Source organism: Telluria beijingensis, from assembly GCF_030770395.1.
GTDB classification, from domain to species: domain Bacteria; phylum Pseudomonadota; class Gammaproteobacteria; order Burkholderiales; family Burkholderiaceae_D; genus Telluria; species Telluria beijingensis.
The window spans coordinates 4,403,712-4,420,468 of sequence record NZ_CP132480.1 but is presented as its reverse complement, the minus strand read 5'-3'; the positions used below and the strand labels follow the sequence as shown (position 1 = coordinate 4,420,468).

The following is a 16,757-nucleotide window of genomic DNA, read 5'->3' as shown; positions in this document are numbered from 1 at the left end:
ACAAGAGGACGCCCCATGAGTTCCCCCTATTACATGCCGTCGGGCCGCCTGCCCGCGCAGGCCATCGTCGCGACCGCGGCCTGTTCGCTATTCGTCGTCATTCCGGCCTGGCTGTATGCCTGGCTGACGCTGCACTCGCCGCTCGTCCTGCTCGACTGGTTCGCCATGTTCGCATTCGCGGCGGTCATGGGCGTGGCGGCGCGGCAGGTGACGCGACTGGCGAAGGCGCGCAATCCCCTGTGGATGGGGCGGCTGGGCCTGGCGATCGGCGTCGCCGGCTGGTATGCCCACTGGGCCGCCTGGCTCGCCATTGCCGACGCGGGCAGCTTTGCTTCCCTGCTCGGCGATCCCCACGCCATGTGGCGCTTCGCGGTGCTGCTGGCGGAGAACGAGGTGCGCAGCATCGCGGGGATGCGGATCGAGGGCAGCGTACTGGTTGCCGGCTGGATCGTCGAATTCATCGTGCTCACTAGCCTGTCCCGTTCGCTGGCGCGCGCCGCCGCCGAAGAGCCGTTCTGCGAACTGACGGATACCTGGGCCACGCCCTTCGAGCTGCCGCGCAGGTTTGCCTGGATCGACGAGCCCCACGTGGCCGTGCACCGGCTCGAAACCGCGCCCGCCGAACTCTTTTCGATCCTCGAGGACTGCCGCGACGAGGATCCCCCGCGCTACAGCATGCTGACGCTATACCGCGGCGAAGGCGATCCCTTCGTCTCGATCGACAATGTGCAGGTCGCTCGCAGCGAGAAGAAAGAAAAGAAGACCACGCGCCCGGTCATTGCCTACCTGCGCCTGCCGGGCACCGATGCCGACCAGCTCATCGCGCACTGCACGCCAGCCACTGCCGACGCGGGCAACGGCAAGGACGCGACACCAGCCGATCCGCCGGAACTGGTCGCGGCCATCGACCACCTGGTCGCCGGCCGCTTCGAAGAGGCGCTGGCCGGCGCCACGCCGCATGCCATGGCGGCGCAGGACCAGTTGCGCATCGATGCGCTGCGCCTGTGCGCGATGGCCAGCGCGCGCCTTGACCGCTGGGCCGATGCGCAACGCTACTGGAGCGCATTGTGCGACGAAGAGCCGGGCGTCTTCAATGCCCTGCAAACCGGATGCAGCTGCGCGATGACAGGCGACACGGCGCGGGGCGAAGAATGGATCGCCTGGGCGCGCGAACGCAATGCCACGTCGCGCGAGATGCCGGACACGCAGATCGTGACCAGCTTCATCTCGACCCTGACCCAGTCCGGCCAGGCGGCGCGGGCGATGCCGTATCTCGACGAACTGCGCACGCTCTATACGGGCCTGGGCATCACCGATCCCACCGTGCTGTTCGTGCGCCGGGTGCCGCTGTTCGGCATCTTCCTGCAGAACAGCCTGCCCATCGTCCACGCCGTGCTGGGCCAGGAAGAAGGACGCGCCTGGTATGCCGCGATGCTGCCGCACCTCGACCCGCCGGGCCGCGACACGCTGAACGCCTGGCTGGACGAGAATTTTGCCAACATGACATCGCCCGCGCCGGCTTCGGCCTGAATGGCGGCAAATTAGCGACATTCGGTCACCATCGAGCGATGCTTTTGAGCAACTAAACCATCGTCTAGCGTATGATGGACAACCCAACAACGAACATCCTGACGCGGTATGAAAACGGATATGGCACACCTGGACGTGACGGAAGGCGACGTCATCGGGGCAGCCGACACCCTGCAGAACGACGGGAAGCAGGTGACGATCGAGGCCGTGCGCGGCCTGATCGGCGCCGGCTCGACCAAGACCATCCACCAGCACCTGGCCACCTGGCGCGCCGACCACGCCAGGCCGGTCGAACCACCCAGGGCCGAGATGCCGCCCGCGCTGCTCGCCGAGCTGGGCCGCTGGGCGCAGCAGTATGCGCAGGATGCCGGCGCCGGCATGCGCGACGCGCTGGCGCGCGCCGAGAGCGATATGGACGCCCTGCTCGCGGCCAGTAACGAACTGGAGGCCGAGCGCGACGGCTTGAGCGCCGAACTGACGGATGCGCGCATCGCACGCGAACAGGCCCAGCTGATCCTCGAGGAGCGCAACGAGGAAATCGAACGCCTGACGGCCGAATTGCGCAATGCGCGCCAGATCGCGGCCGACGCCCTGGTCGGCAAGGCCAAGGATCAATTGGCGATCGACGGCAAGGATGCGCAGCTGGCCGACCTGCGCCAGCAGCTCGAGCGCAACGTGGCGGCCACCGCCAGCGAATCGGATGCGCGCCTGCGCGCGCAGATGGAGCTGGTCGGCGTCACGACCGAGCGCGACAACCTGGCGGCCGAAGTCCAGGAATTGCGCACCAAGCTCGACACCTCGCGCACCGAACGCGGCAACCTGCGCGCCGAATTAGAAGGCTTGCGCGCGCGCAAATAAGAACGATTAGTTAGCGCAAAAAAGTCGTCCCCGCGGAGGCGGGGACCCAAGTCTCTTGCGCAGCCACTACGTCAAACGTAGACACTAGGCTGGCAAACTTGGGTCCCCGCCTGCGCGGGGACGACGTGGTTTTGCAGCTTGACTCGGCGGTATGCGCCGCAGTCATTCCTTACCCGATTACTCCTGTCCCGCCGCCGGCACATCCAGCGTGAACGCCTTCAGGCCCAGCGCGGCGCTGCTCTGCTGGCGGATCTGGTTGGCGAAGGCCGGATCGTCGTTCAGCTTGCGGCCGTACGACGGGATCATTTCATGCATCTTCGCTTGCCATGCCGGCGTTTCCAGCTGGTCGCGGAAGGCCGATGCCTTGAGCACCTTCAGCATGATCGGCGCAGCGGTCGAGGCGCCTGGCGAAGCACCCAGCAGGGCAGTGACGGAGCCGTCAGCCGAGGCAACGACTTCGGTACCGAACTGCAGCAGGCCACCCTTCTTCGGGTCGTCCTTGACGATCTGGACGCGCTGGCCGGCATTGACCAGTTCCCAGTCTTCGATCTTCGCTTCCGGCAGGTACTCGCGCAGCGTGGCCACGCGGTCTTCCTGCGAGTTCATCACCTGCTCGACCAGGTACTTGGTCAGCGGGATGTTGTCGATGCCGGCCTGCACCATCGGACGCACGTTGCCGGCGCCGATCGAGGCCGGCAGGTCGATCCACGAACCGTTCTTGAGGAACTTGGTCGAGAAGGTCGCGAACGGTCCGAACAGCAGGGCTTTCTTGCCGTCGATGATGCGGGTATCGAGGTGCGGGACCGACATCGGCGGCGAACCGACCGAGGCCTTGCCGTACACCTTGGCGTGGTGGGCGTCGATCAGCGCCTGGTTGGTGGTCACCAGCCACTGGCCGCCGACCGGGACGCCGCCGTAGCCCTTGGCTTCGGGGATGCCGGTCTTTTCCAGCAGCGGCAGCGCGCCGCCGCCGGCGCCGATGAACACGAATTTGGCGCTCACGGTCTTGAGCTTGTTGTCCGCCAGGTTCTTGACCGTCACGTTCCACAGGCCGTTTTCGCCACGCTTGATGTCCTGCACTTCGCTACGCAGGTTCAGGGTCATGCCGTGGGTGCCGGTCAGGTGAGTGACCATGCTGCGGGTCAGGGTGCCGTAGTTGACGTCGGTACCGATGTCCATGCGGGTCGCGGCCACTTTCTGGCTGGCGTCGCGGCCGTTCATGACCAGCGGCGCCCACTTGCGGATCGTCTCGTGGTCTTCGCTGTACAGCATGCCCTTGAAGAGGTTTTCCTTTTGCAGCGCGTCGTAGCGCTTGCGCAGGTAGTTGATGTTGTCGTCACCCCAGACAAAGGCCATGTGCGGCACATTGTTGATGAAGGTGTTCGGCGCGCCCAGGTATTGCTTCTGCACCTGGTAGGCCCAGAACTGCTTCGAGATTTCGAACTGTTCGTTGATGTCGACCGCCTTCTTGGTGTCGATGGTACCGTCCGGCATTTCGGGGGTGTAGTTCAGCTCGGCGAAACCGGAGTGACCGGTGCCGGCATTGTTCATCGCGTCGGAGCTTTCGGCCGAGACCGAATCCATGCGCTCGAACATCTGGATAGTGAGGTTGGGATCCAGTTCCTTGAGCATGGTGCCGAGGGTGGCGCTCATGACGCCGGCGCCGATCAGGACGACATCGACCGGCTTGTCATTGGAAGGAGCGGGTGCTTTGCTGCAGGATGCAACGATGAAGCAAGAAAGGACAACTAGAAGCGAGGTACGCATACGAGTATCACCTGAAAAATGTTTGCGATGGCCTGGCATGCAATCAGATTTAAAAAGTTCAACGGCTCGGTAAAGGAACGGTCCCACACCGCCTGCTGGCGGTCTGGAAGCACCGATAAGGAACGGGTTGTCGGGACCTGTCGCGGTCTGTGAAGGCAGCAACAAAACTCGGCAACCGACGCATAGCGAAGGCAAGGCAACGGCCAGCTGGATGACAGCCAGGCCGGCCTTGCAGGCAACACGGATATGACGCGCTGACATGGATTGTCAGGCAGGCCAGTCGATATCCCTGGCGTCCATTGAGCGGGAAGTCCTATAGAGGACTGGGCGGAGTATAGCCCAAACAAATCAGGCTTGCGCGGACCTCGAACCGTAAACAGGGCCGTCTCAGTATTCGACCTGTTGCGGCCTCAGTAGTATTACGGAGACCGCACACTCCTACGGTCCGGTCATCTGCCGGTCGAGCCGCTGGACGCGGTTCTCGGCCGCTTCGGGACGGCCGAACAGATAGCCCTGAAAGTGCGAGCAGCCTTCTTCCATCAGGCGCCGCAACTGCTCTTCGGTCTCGACGCCCTCGGCCGTGGTCTCGATCAGCAGGCTGCTGGAGAGGCCGGTGATGGCGCGGATGATGGCCATAGCTTCGCGGCTTTCCCCGATCTCTTGCACGAACGATTTGTCGATCTTGATCTTGTCGAAGGGGAAGGAGCGCAGATAGCTCAGCGACGAATAGCCGGTGCCGAAATCGTCGAGCGAGATGCGCACGCCCAGCTTCTTCAGCGCCTTCAGCGTGCGGATATTGCCGTCGCTATTGTCGAGCAAAACCGACTCGGTGATTTCCAGTTCCAGCCGCTCGGCCGCCAGGCCGGCATCGGCCAGCGCCAGCGCCACCATGCTCACCAGCTCGCTGCTCTTGAACTGGATTGGCGACAGGTTGACGGCGATCGTCTCGCCATTGCTCCAGGTCGCCGCTTCCTGGCAAGCCAGGTTGAGTGCGCGGGCGCCCAGTTCGTGGATCAGGCCGGTTTCTTCGGCGATCGGGATGAAGTCGATCGGAGAAATCGGACCGCGCTCCGGATGCTGCCAGCGGATCAGGGCCTCGTAGCCCGAGATGCGGTTGCCGGCCTTTTCGATGATCGGCTGGTAGTGCATCTGCAGCTCGCCGCGGTGCAGCGCGCGGCGCAGGTCGATCTCGATCTGGCGCCGCACGCGCGCCGCCGCTTCGAGCTCGGGACGGAATACCTCGTGGCGATTGCGGCCGTTGCGCTTGGCTTCGTACAGGGCCATGTCCGCGTACTGCAGCAGTTGCTCGGCCGTGTTGCCGGCGGGCGTGGACAGCGCGATGCCGATGCTGATGCCGACCGCGAAGCTGTGGCCGTCGATCGAGAAGGCCGGCGCCACCGCCTCGATCAGGCGCTGCGCCGCCTGCTGCGCTTCTTCCAGGCGTTTTACGCGCGGCAGCACCACGGCGAATTCGTCGCCGCCGAGGCGGGCCAGCGTGTCCTGGTCGCGCAGGGTCTTGCGCAGGCGGCTGGCCAGCATCAGGAGGATCTTGTCGCCGAAGCCGTGGCCGAAGGCGTCGTTGATGTTCTTGAAATTATCGAGGTCGAGGCACAGGATGCCCACGCCCGAGCCGTCGTCCGCGCCGTGTGCGATGGCATCCTTCAGGCGTTCGTTGAACAGGTTACGGTTCGGCAGGTTGGTCAGGCCGTCGTGCTGGGCCATGTGGTGGATCTGGGCGTAGGCGGCCAGCTCGTCGGTGACGTCCTCGGTGATGATCAGGACGTAGTCGCCTTCGCCGTCGGGCTGCTTGCCCAGCACCGTGCGGCTGCGCAGGCTGCGCGGGCCGACCGAGGTCTGCACCAGCACGGCATCGCCGAACCCGATCCTGGCCGGCGCCGAAGTCTCCGCCTGGCAGGCGATGTACTCGGCCACGCTCGGGCTCAGGCAATCGCCGGCCACCAGGCCCTTCAGGTCGACATAGGCTTGGGCGAACAGGCGCTGGGCCTGCTGGTTCGCCAGCAGGATGGTGCGCGACGCGACATCCAGCACCAGCACGCTGGCGGGGATGTTGGCGATCACCGAATCGAGGAAATGCGACAGGGAGCCCATCTGGCGGCTGTAGGCTTCGGCCAGGTCCTTGGCCTCGACCAGCTTGCGCTGCTGCTCATGGCGCTCGGTGATGTCGCGCGTGATCTTGGCGAAGCCGATCAGTTGGCCGTCGTCGTCGCGGATGGCATCGATCACGACGCTGGTCCAGAAGCGCGTGCCGTCCTTGCGCAGGCGCCAGCCCTCGGCCTCGAAACGCGCCTCGCTGCGCGCCGTTTCCAGTGCCTGGCGCGGCAGGCCGGCCCGGCGATCCGGTTCGGTGTAGAACACCGAGAAATGCTGGCCGACGATCTCGGCCGCCTTGTAGCCCTTGGCGCGCTCGGCGCCGGCATTCCAGTTGACCACGTGGCCGTCGGTGTCGAGCATGTAGATGGCGTAATCGGTCACCCCCTGGATCAGGTAGCGGTAGCGCCGTTCCTGTTCGCGCTGGGCCAGTTCGGCCTGGCGCTGTTCGGTGCAGTCGCGGGTGATCTTGGCGAAGCCGAGCAGGGCGCCGGCATCGTCGCGGATGGCGTCGATCACGACGTGGGCCCAGAAAGCACTGCCGTCCCTGCGCACGCGCCAGCCCTGGTCTTCGAAGCGGCCGGTGCGGGTCGCGATCTCGAGGTTCTTGGCGGGCAGGCCGGCTTGCCGGTCGTCGTCCTGGTAGAAGCGGGCGTAGTGCTGGCCGACGATCTCGTCGGCGGTGTAGCCTTTGGCGCGCTGGGCGCCGGCATTCCAGCTGGAGACGACGCCATCCGGCGTGAGCATGTAGATGGCGTAGTCGACCACGCCCTGGACGAGCAGGCGGTACATCAGGTCGGGATTGTCGGATGTCATGAAGTAACTCGTAGCCGAAGGAATGCAGAACTGACCACGGTGTGGAACAGCCGATTGCCGCGGGTTGGAGAGCGTGACGGCAATGGATACCACTATACGACAATTAGTTCCTCAAAGAAATTTTGCCACGGAACTGTAGATGATCCGTATAAATCTCAGGACGTTGGGCCATTTACTTTGTCGGTAAATAGGCATAGTTTCAGGACAGCCTGTCCATCCGCCATGCGGCCGGGGTCGCGCCGGTCATCCTGCGGAAGGTACGGCCGAAGTGCACCGCGTCGGCGAAGCCGGTCGCTTCGGCGACCTCCTCCAGGCAGCGGTTGGTATTCAACAGCAGGCCCTTGGCGCGCTCGATGCGCGCCTGCAACTGCCACTGGTAGGGCGCCAGCCCGGTCGAGGCCTTGAAGGCGCGGCAGTAGTGCGACTGCGACAGGCCGGCCAGTTCCGCCAGTGCCGCGAGCTCCACCCGCGCCGGCATGTTCGCCTCGAGGTAAGCGATCGCGTCCCTGAGCTGGATCGTCGAGAGCCCGCGCAGGCCGCCCTTGGCCTGCCTGGGTCGCTCGAACAGCCTGGCCGCAATCGCCGCGATCAGCGAATCGCCGTACAACTGGGACGCGGGATCGGCGTCGTCGATCGCGTCGGTCAGCAGATTAATCAATGTCCACACGCGGTCATCCGAGAAGCGCAGGCGGGGAACGTCGACCGGTTCCAGCGATCCGGACAGGCCCAGGCGCTCGCGCAGCAGCCTGGCGTCGAAGCTGATCGCCGCGCACTTCAGGTAGCGGGCATCCGCCGCATAGCCCCACAGCTCCATCTCCGCCGGCGCGACATACATGGGCCGCGGCGTGTAGGGATGGGGATTCGGCACGTCGGGCGCCGACCTGGGTTCGGCATGGCCCCGGCCAACCTCTTCGAGCTTGGTGCCGAGCCGGGTCGTCCCCTCATGGCGCTTCAGCTGGAACTGGACCCGGCCGGTGCAGGTGTACTCGATCAGGTCGACGTTCACGCCGTTCCAGCAACGGCTGGACGTCGTCAGCATCGCCACGTTGTCGGGAAGTTCGAGCGTGTTCGACATCGGTCACTCCTCCTCGTGGTCAAGCCGCCAGGACCACGCCGGCATCCGGCCCATTATCCTTACCCGCTCGAGCGCGATCTAGCTGCGCATCCGGTAATGCTGTGTCGCCGGATGCGCAACCCGGACCCTAGCCGAGCCGGTCGACCCGCCACGCGGCCGGCGTGGCGCCGGTGATCTTGCGGAAGGTGCGGCCGAAGTGCACGGCGTCGGCAAAGCCGGTCGCTTCCGCCACATCCTGCAGACGGCCATTGGTGTTGAGCAGCAAGTCCTTGGCGCGTTCGACACGCGACTGCAGCTGCCACTGGTAGGGCGCCATGCCGGTCGATGCCTTGAAGGCGCGGCTGTAATGCGACTGCGACAAGCCGGCCAGTTCCGCCAGCGCCGCAAGCTCGACCCGCGCCGGCATCCTGGCCTCGAGATAACCCATCGCATCCCTGAGCTGGATCGGGGACAGCTTGCCCTCGCTGCCCTTAGGCTGCCGGGGGCGCTCGAACAGCCTGGCCGCGATCGCCGCGGTGAGCGAGTCGCCATACAGCTGGGCGGTGGGATCGGGGTTGTCGATCGCATCGGTCAGCAAGCCGATCAGGGTCCACACGCGGTCGTCGGCGAAGCCGAAGCGGGGGATGTCGATCGTGCCAAGGGCATCGGATAGCCCCAGCCGTTCCTGGAGCAGCCTGGCGTCGAAGCTGAACGTGGCGCACCTGAGGTAGCGGGCATCGGCGGAATGCGCCCACAGCGCCATGTCGGCCGGCGCGATGTACAGGGGCCGCGGCGTGTAGTCGTGCGGGTTGGGGGTGTCGGGCGCCAGCCTGGCCTGGATGTGGTCGCTGCCGACCTCTTCGAGCTGGGCGCCCAGCCAGGTGAGTGCTTCATCGCGCTCCACCGGGAACAGGACCCTGCCGGTGCAGGTGTACTCGTGGCGCTCGACCTGCACGCCGTTCCAGCTGCGATTGGAGGTTTTCACCATTGCCACGTTCTCGGGAAGGTCAGGTGCGTTCGACATGGTCATGCAATCACTGTTGATCAGAACCGGTACTGCGCGCCGACGCTGACGAAGCTCAGCGCATCGTCGGCGCCGGTCTCGCGCAGAAAGGCGCCAGGTTTTCCGTAGGCGACCACCGCGGTCGACGTCCAGCCGGGGGCCAGGGTCCAGGTGGCGCCGAGCGAGGCGATGGTCGCCACATAGCGCGCACGGCTGTCGCCGGCGGGACGCAGCAGCATGCCGTTGGGAGCATACACGCCATCGCGGGTGCTGTGGCGCCAGAAGAAATCGAGGCTGGCGTTGAGCTGGACGCCGGGCGCCAGCTGCATCGTCAGCGCCGGGTGGATATTGAAGAAGTTGCGTGGCCCGAGCGTCGCCTCGTCGCCAAAATAATTACCGCGCGGGTAAAAGGGATTGAGGGTGCCGAGGCGGTCGTCGCCAGGATCCTTGTCGCCGCTGGCGACGGCGAGCAGCAGCCCCGCCCGCGGCCGGCCGGCGACGTCGGCGAAGGTGTAACCCGTATCGGTGGCGAGCGACCAGGCGCGGATGTCGGCGTGGCCGAAGTGCCCGCCCTGCACGGCGAATTCCCAGTTCCAGTCCCAGGCATCGCGGCTGCCGAACAGGCGGGTGCCGAGCGCCCAGCGCCGCTCGTGCGCCTGGCCTTGCACATAACGGGCGACGGTGTCTTCGTAGTGCAGCGCGTAGAGGTCCCAGGAGGTGAGGCCGCCGCTGCGGGTCGCGTAGACGCCGCGCAGTGCCTGGGTCGGCGACTGGACGTCATCGAAGGTACCCGGCAGGTTCTGGCGCGGCGCGGCGGCGAAGGCATCGACGCGCCAGGCGCCGCCCGTCGCATAGGCGCGCACGGCCTCGAAGCTGCGCCGCACGTTGGGGCCTTCGCGGGCATCGACCATGCGTCCCGATCCGAACTGCAGTTCCTGGATGCCGACCCGCATACCGACGCGGGCGGCGCCATCCCTGTCTGATTGCCATTCGACGAACAGGTTACCGGGGTCGAGCCGGTTCTCGTCCACCGGCGAGGGGCCGGCGATGCGACCGTTGGTGGTGGAACGGGACAGCTGGGCGAAGCCGCGCCACTGTTCGCCCAGGCGCAGGTCGGCGAAGATGGAAGCGCGCTGCATCAGCACGCCCCATCGGTCCTCGCGTTCCAGCCCGTAGCGCGGATTGCCGGTGTGCTCGTAGCGCAGGCGCAGGTCGCCGCCGATGCTCAGGCGTACAGCATCCGCGAGCGGGCGGTCTTTCCAGCACGCGCTGGCGCTGTCGTTCGCAATGCACGCCTGGCGCTGGGCCCTGAAATCGTCGTCGAAGCGCAATGGCTTGAACTGCGCCAGCGCGGCGTCGGCCATCAATAGCAGGGGAAGGCCGAGCCACGCTGCGCGCACACCTACCCTACCTGGCCTGATAGTAGCCGCCGAAGTGCTTGATCGGCGACCAGGCGGGCAGGATCTCGGGCAAGGTTGGCGACAGCGCCTGGTGCTCCTGGGCGCCGTACACCACGCGGCCATCCATGACGGTCAGGACCGACGAGATGGCGCCGATCTGCGATTCCGGCACCGCAAAGTAATCACGGTCCAGCAGCACGAAGTCGGCGAGCTGGCCGGGGGCGATCATGCCCATCTCGGTTTCGGTGTTCATGAACCACGCCGCCTTGCGCGTGAACAGCCCCAGCGCTTCGGCGCGCGACAGGCGGTTGTCCTTGGCCAGCACTTCGGCGCCGGAGACCGACTTACCGGACACCATCCAGCTGATGCCGATCCACGGATTGAACGAGGATGCGCGGAAGGCGTCGGTGGTCATCGCCAGCGGGATGCCGCTGTCGACCAGCTCGCGCAGGCGCGGCGTCAGCAAGGCCTTGTCGCGGCCGTGGGTCTTGATGAAGCCATCGCCATGCATCGCCATCTTGGCGTCCAGCGCGATGCCGCCGCCCAGCGCCTTCACCCGGGCGATATTGGCGGGGCTGATGGTCTCGGCGTGCTCGAGGCTCCAGCGCAGGCCGTCGATCGGTGTCTTCGCGTTCTGCTTCTCAAGCGCATCGAGGAAGGGCGTGATGTTCTCGTCGTAGCTGATGTGCTCGCGGAACGGAATGCGCCGCTGGATCAGCTTGGAGATATCGCGTTCCACCAGTTGGTGCATCTTGGCCGGCTCGATGATGATCGCCGGACGGTCGAAGTTTTCGTGGTCATGCACCTCTACCGACAGCAGTTCGCCGGCGCCCTGGTAGGAATGGCCATGGGCCAGGTGCGGGTGCAGGTTGTGACCGGGACCGATCGGCGCCGTCTTCGTGATCGCGGTGATCTGCGCATCGACCACATTGAAGTCGGCGCCTTCGCCGAACTGGATGTCCATGAAGGGCATGCGGATGTTGAGGCGGTTGTCGCGGGCGAGGGCGTCCACGGTGCGCTGGGCCTTGGGATAGCCGCGGAAGCCCGTGCCCGCATCGACGATGGACGTGACCCCGACGCGGTTGAGACTGTGGACCGTCTGGACCAGCGAGCTTACTTCTTCATCGAACGTCAGCTGCGGCACCATGGTCTCGATGGCGATGTACTGGAACGTGTTACCAATGATCACACCGGTATTCTTGCCCTGCGCATCCTTTTCGAATTCGGTGCCTGGCAAGACCGGGAACTTGTCGGTGCCCACGCCCAGCGCATCCATCGCCTGCTGGTTCAGGAAGGCGCGGTTGTAGGCGTACTGCACGATGAACGGGCGATTGGGAACGGCCTTGCGCAGTTCGTCCATGGTGGGGAAGCGGTTTTCCTTGAACTGGTAGGGCGACCAGCCGCCGACCACTTTGACCCAGTGGCCTTCCGGGGTGCGCCTGGCTTGTTCGCCCAGCATCGCCAGCGCCTGGCGCAAGGTCGGCACGCCGTCCCAGCGCAAGGTGTAGTTGTAGCCGCCTTCGTTGAGGATGTGGGTGTGGGCGTCGATGATGCCTGGGATCAGGCGGCGGCCGCGCGAGTCGATGATTTTCGTGCTGGCGGTTTTCAGGGCCAGCATTTCGGCGTCGGTGCCGACCGAGTAGATGCGGCCGTTCTTGACGGCCAGGGCGGATGCGGCGGGTTGGGCGGCGTTGCCGGTGTAGATCTTGGCGTTATGGACGATCAGGTCGGCGCCTGGGGTGTCTTGACTGGCTTGTGCGTGTGCATTGGCCAGGCCATTCATCAGCATGAATCCGATCACTAGTATGAACTTCACTGCCACTCCCCATTCGATGGATTTGAAAGAACGCTACGCTGCGGCAATTGCGGTCGGCGAACCTGGCCTGGCAGCGGGGTGCGTTGGATGGGGAGAGGTTACCTATACGGATCAGTACGGTCACTGATCGATTTTGCTATTGGCAGCATGATTTGCTCATTAGAGGTGAGCATCCGCGATCGTTTAAACCACGGCGATGCTGGACGGCTCGGGCCGCCGCGCAAGCAGGTGGGATAGTCGTTGAAGACCGGCCTGCAAGCGGCCGCGGTCCTTGATGCTGCCCAGGGAGATGCGGATTGCGTTCACGGAATCGTCGCCTGTGGCGAATGCCTCCGCCGGCGTGACTGCGATGCCTTCGCTGTCGGCGGCGCGCGCAAGCTGCGTGGAGTTCCAGTAGGCCGGCAGCTCGAGCCATACGTGCAGGCCGTCACCGGAGCCGCCGTAGCGGCCCACCAGGATATCCCGCGCCATCCGGTGGTGCAGGCGCGCCTCGGTGCGTACGCCTTCCATCAATCGGCCGGCCGAACCGTCGAGGATCCACTGGGTAGCCAGGGCGGCCGTCAGGGGTGCGGCCATCAGCGAAACGATCTGAGCGCGACCAGGAAACGTTCGCGTTCGTGCGGGTCGCGCAGGAGGACGAAGGCGACGCGCAAGCCTGGTGTCAGGCATTTCGACAGGGTCGAGATGTAGGCCACGTGTTGCGGGGCGAACGTGGCAATCGGCGGCGGCGGGGCCTCGGCAAGGAGCCAGTAGGGATCGTCCTCGACGATGCGGACATTGCAGCGCTGCGCGATGCTGGCGAGCTCCTACGCCGGCGTTCCGGGATGGTGATGGCGGTGCAAGGTTGGATTGAGGTAGACCAGCTTGGGCTTGTGCTGGCGGCAGGCTTGCTCGAGCATTGCGGGCAGCATGCCGTGCTTGTCTGCTCCCACCGCAACGATGCGGCGGCCGAACTGGGTCGCTGCGGCGCGCAGGCCGGGATAAGTCGTTGGCTCTGCCAGGATGACGTCGCCGGGATCGGTCAGTGCAAGGATCAGAGCGGCGATCGCGGCTTGCGCATCTGGGCAGACGACAAGCTGTCGCGCATCCAGGGGGCCGAATATCGGTGCGAGCCAATTGGCGCCAGCCTTGCGGTCGGAGTCGCTACCGCCGCCCAGGTGGCGGGGTGGTCATGCTCAGGTCTTCACGCTGTCGCTGCTGGCGCTGGGGGCTGATTGCGTGGGCTCTTGTCAGCAGGCTTAGTCTGGACTTGACCATGCCTTGATGGCAGAGAATTCGGCCGGAATTCACAGGCGCGGGCGCGACTTTACCAGTGAGGCTGTCGGGTAGCCTTGGCAGGCTGATCTACATAGAGATAAGACCTCCAAACATCCGCTATGATAAGGAATGTTGCAAATCTACAAAATATCTAGTGGAGGATGCAGTGGCCCGGGGGATCTTTGACTTCATGCGGAATCAGCCAGCCTATACCGATGCGGAGAAGCGCTAGCATATCGAAATCGACCAATCCACCTATTTCTGGTACGACCTGCTGGTTCATCCGCCTGAAGGCTTCGACACGAAGCAGCAGATTGCAAACTTCCTGAAGCGTTTGAAGAAGACAGTCGAGACCCAGCTGGATAAACGGTTCATCTATTTTCTTGCCTCTAGAACCAAGCTCAGGTTCTGCACGTCCAAAAAACCCCGGTATTCCTTGATCGGCAGGAACCTGATCCTCTATGTCGAAGTGGGAGCGTCACGCAAGCTGTTGAAAACGACGACGACGATGCGTGATCACGCAAGCGATAAAAGAATTACGCCGCCAGTCGAGGTGTCTGACCGCTTCATCACGTTTCACCATCCTCCGGGTCACAAGATCTCGTATTCAGTTCACGATTATTTCGACATGGTCGGCATCGAATTTGGGATCGACACCGAAATCGATTATGTCGGCTATACCAAGAATCCCGATGATCGTCCGCTCAACCGCGAACACCGTGGTCTCACAGACATGCTGTACAAGGTTTCCAGTACAGAGCACGACTTCTTTATCTTCTACAATCTCTTCAAGGTTCTGGCAATTGCAGGGACACCGAGCAGCGCTTTCAACTTCATTGTTGCCAATTCGATGATCGATGAGGTTCGGGTCGATGAAGAAGGACGCATCCTCGAAAAGGCCCTGATTAAATACTTCAGCACCGAAGTTCAGGAGCTCAACAAGAGCAAAGAAGAAGGCGAACTCGAAAACCGGCTGACGCAGCTCGCATCGAAGCACAAGATCCGGTCGATCTCGTTTGACATCCAGGTGGACTCTCCATCCGAGATGTACCGGTTCTATTCCAAAACCGTTGCGGGTGCCGACCGGCATACCTTTACCTGCAGAATCGGCGACAACGGGGCCGAAATAGTTCGTGGCCCCGCAGCGTCGATGTTCGGCGAGAACTCATAAATGTTCGATCAGGTCTATTGCGTAAGGCCTCAGGAATGCCGGACGCGCCATGGAACTTGAGGCAGCGCTTGACGCCTTACTCAACCGTCACCGACTTCGCCAGATTACGCGGCTTATCCACATCAGTCCCACGCGCCAGCGCCGTGTGATAAGCCAGCAACTGCAGCGCCGCCACGTGCAGAATCGGCGACAACAGCCCATAGTGCTCCGGCAAGCGAATCACATGCACCCCATCGCCTGAAGTAATACGCGAATCGACGTCCGCAAACACATACAACTGACCGCCACGCGCCCGAACTTCCTGCATATTCGACTTCAGCTTCTCGAGCAGCGCATCGTTCGGCGCAATCGTCACCACCGGCATCTCTTCAGTCACCAGCGCCAGCGGACCATGCTTGAGTTCACCAGCCGGATACGCCTCCGCGTGGATATACGAGATTTCCTTGAGCTTGAGCGCGCCTTCCAGCGCGATCGGATAGTGGATGCCGCGGCCCAGGAACAGGGCGTTTTCCTTGCGCGCGAATTCCTCGGCCCAGGCAATGATCTGCGGCTCCAGCGCCAGCACCGACGACAGCGCGACCGGCAGGTGGCGCATCATCTTGAGGTGGTCGGTTTCCTCGGCATCGGTCAGGCGGCCGTTGACTTGCGCCAGGGTCAGCGTCAACAGGAACAACGCGGCCAGCTGGGTGGTGAACGCCTTGGTCGACGCCACGCCCACTTCGACGCCGGCGCGGGTGATGTAAGCCAGCTGGCATTCACGCACCATGGCGCTGGTCGAGACGTTGCAGATGGTCAGCGTGTGTTCCATGCCCAGGCTGCGCGCATGCTTGAGTGCGGCCAGGGTGTCGGCCGTTTCGCCGCTTTGCGAGATGGTCACGACCAACGTGTCGGGATGCGGCACGCTGTCGCGGTAGCGGTATTCGCTGGCGATCTCGACATTCACCGGCACCTTGGCCACCGACTCGATCCAATACTTGGCGGTGAGACCGGCGTAGTAGCTGGTGCCGCAAGCGAGGATCAGCACGCGGTCGATTTTCTTGAACACAGCATAGGCGCCGTCGCCGAACAGTTCCGGCATCACGCCGGTCACGCCTTCGAGGGTGTCGCCGATCACGCGCGGCTGCTCGAAGATCTCTTTCTGCATGTAATGGCGGTATGGGCCGAGCTCGGCCGCGCCGGTGTGGGCGTGCACGGTTTTCACTTCGCGCTCGACCGGGCGGCCGTCGACGTCGACGATCCAGTAGCGCGCCAGTTGCAGGTCGACCACGTCGCCTTCTTCGAGATAGATGATCTGGTCGGTGGTGCCGGCCAGCGCCATCGCGTCGGAGGCGACGAAGTTCTCGTCCTTGCCGACGCCGACGATCAGCGGCGAGCCCTGGCGCGCGGCGATCACGCGGTGCGGTTCTTCGCGGCAGAACACGGCGATCGCGTAGGCGCCGTGCAGACGCTTGACGGCCTGCTGCACGGTCTCGAACAGGTCGCCGGTGTACATGTGGTCGACCAGGTGGGCGATGACCTCGGTGTCGGTCTGGCTCGTGAACTTGTAGCCCAGGCCGGTCAGTTCGGCGCGCAGTTCGTCGTGGTTTTCGATGATGCCGTTGTGGACAAGTGCGATGCGCGCATTGTCCTCGGTGGGCGAGAAGTGCGGGTGGGCATTGTGCGACGCCGGGGCGCCGTGGGTGGCCCAGCGGGTGTGGGCGATGCCGGTGAAGCCGTCGAGGCTGGCTTCCTTGACTTGCGATTCGAGATCGGCCACGCGCGAGGTGGAGCGCGAGCGGGTCAGGCGGCCGTCCAGGTGGACGGCGACGCCGCAGGAGTCATATCCACGGTATTCGAGCCGTTTCAGGCCCTCGATCAGGACTGGGGTGATATTACGTTTGGCGACTGCGCCGACGATACCGCACATGGCTAACCTCTCAAATAGGGAACTGTTGAGTCTTATCGTAGAGCAATCTTAATGAAATTAGCTTTCAGTG

Annotated in this window: 10 protein-coding genes and 1 pseudogene; 3 read left to right on the top strand and 8 right to left on the bottom strand. The window is 64.1% G+C overall.

Annotated elements, in window-relative coordinates; translation table 11 throughout:
- Positions 1 to 15: 15 nt before the first annotated feature.
- Together Q9246_RS19515 and Q9246_RS19510 are read left to right on the top strand one after the other, a co-directional pair.
- The gene (locus tag Q9246_RS19515; protein ID WP_306392364.1) at positions 16 to 1,530 is read left to right on the top strand and encodes a hypothetical protein; all 1,515 of its coding nucleotides are present in this window, start codon (positions 16 to 18) and stop codon (positions 1,528 to 1,530) included.
- A 120-nt stretch (positions 1,531 to 1,650) separates the two neighbouring features.
- Positions 1,651 to 2,388, top strand: coding sequence for a DNA-binding protein (locus Q9246_RS19510; protein ID WP_306392363.1), 738 nt, complete (start codon positions 1,651 to 1,653; stop codon positions 2,386 to 2,388).
- Positions 2,389 to 2,565: 177 nt separating this feature from the next.
- Here Q9246_RS19510 and mqo read toward each other — a convergent pair whose 3' ends face one another.
- The 7 genes and pseudogenes from mqo to Q9246_RS19475 form a co-directional block, all read right to left on the bottom strand.
- On the bottom strand, positions 2,566 to 4,155 hold the full coding sequence (gene mqo / locus Q9246_RS19505; protein ID WP_306392362.1) for a malate dehydrogenase (quinone): 1,590 nt from the start codon (positions 4,153 to 4,155) through the stop codon (positions 2,566 to 2,568).
- A 438-nt stretch (positions 4,156 to 4,593) separates the two neighbouring features.
- Complete coding sequence (locus Q9246_RS19500; protein ID WP_306392361.1) at positions 4,594 to 7,080, bottom strand: sensor domain-containing protein; 2,487 nt, start codon at positions 7,078 to 7,080, stop codon at positions 4,594 to 4,596.
- Positions 7,081 to 7,279: 199 nt separating this feature from the next.
- Positions 7,280 to 8,155, bottom strand: coding sequence for a helix-turn-helix domain-containing protein (locus Q9246_RS19495; RefSeq protein WP_306392360.1), 876 nt, complete (start codon positions 8,153 to 8,155; stop codon positions 7,280 to 7,282).
- A 127-nt stretch (positions 8,156 to 8,282) separates the two neighbouring features.
- The gene (locus Q9246_RS19490) at positions 8,283 to 9,158 is read right to left on the bottom strand and encodes a helix-turn-helix transcriptional regulator (protein ID WP_306392359.1); all 876 of its coding nucleotides are present in this window, start codon (positions 9,156 to 9,158) and stop codon (positions 8,283 to 8,285) included.
- A gap of 20 nt (positions 9,159 to 9,178) precedes the next feature.
- On the bottom strand, positions 9,179 to 10,537 hold the full coding sequence (locus Q9246_RS19485) for an alginate export family protein (protein WP_306392358.1): 1,359 nt from the start codon (positions 10,535 to 10,537) through the stop codon (positions 9,179 to 9,181).
- Between the two features lie 7 nt (positions 10,538 to 10,544).
- Complete coding sequence (locus tag Q9246_RS19480; protein WP_306392357.1) at positions 10,545 to 12,353, bottom strand: amidohydrolase; 1,809 nt, start codon at positions 12,351 to 12,353, stop codon at positions 10,545 to 10,547.
- A gap of 183 nt (positions 12,354 to 12,536) precedes the next feature.
- Positions 12,537 to 13,513: pseudogene (locus Q9246_RS19475) on the bottom strand (aminotransferase-like domain-containing protein); the annotation flags it as partial.
- Between the two features lie 431 nt (positions 13,514 to 13,944).
- On the opposite strand from Q9246_RS19475, the gene Q9246_RS19470 reads away from it, so the two are divergent.
- Positions 13,945 to 14,781 carry a hypothetical protein gene (locus tag Q9246_RS19470; RefSeq protein ID WP_306392356.1) on the top strand — a complete coding sequence of 279 codons (837 nt, stop codon included), beginning with the start codon at positions 13,945 to 13,947 and terminating at the stop codon, positions 14,779 to 14,781.
- Positions 14,782 to 14,857: 76 nt separating this feature from the next.
- Here Q9246_RS19470 and glmS read toward each other — a convergent pair whose 3' ends face one another.
- Entirely contained in the window at positions 14,858 to 16,687 is a 1,830-nt protein-coding gene (glmS, locus tag Q9246_RS19465; RefSeq protein WP_306392355.1) for a glutamine--fructose-6-phosphate transaminase (isomerizing), read from the bottom strand.
- Positions 16,688 to 16,757 lie beyond the last annotated feature (70 nt).

Coding starts and splice junctions, on each gene's coding strand:
- Q9246_RS19515 (WP_306392364.1), top strand. CDS start 16: ATGAGTTCCCCCTATTACATGCCGTCGGGCCGCCTGCCCGCGCAGGCC.
- Q9246_RS19510 (WP_306392363.1), top strand. CDS start 1,651: ATGGCACACCTGGACGTGACGGAAGGCGACGTCATCGGGGCAGCCGAC.
- mqo (WP_306392362.1), bottom strand. CDS start 4,155: ATGCGTACCTCGCTTCTAGTTGTCCTTTCTTGCTTCATCGTTGCATCC.
- Q9246_RS19500 (WP_306392361.1), bottom strand. CDS start 7,080: ATGACATCCGACAATCCCGACCTGATGTACCGCCTGCTCGTCCAGGGC.
- Q9246_RS19495 (WP_306392360.1), bottom strand. CDS start 8,155: ATGTCGAACACGCTCGAACTTCCCGACAACGTGGCGATGCTGACGACG.
- Q9246_RS19490 (WP_306392359.1), bottom strand. CDS start 9,158: ATGTCGAACGCACCTGACCTTCCCGAGAACGTGGCAATGGTGAAAACC.
- glmS (WP_306392355.1), bottom strand. CDS start 16,687: ATGTGCGGTATCGTCGGCGCAGTCGCCAAACGTAATATCACCCCAGTC.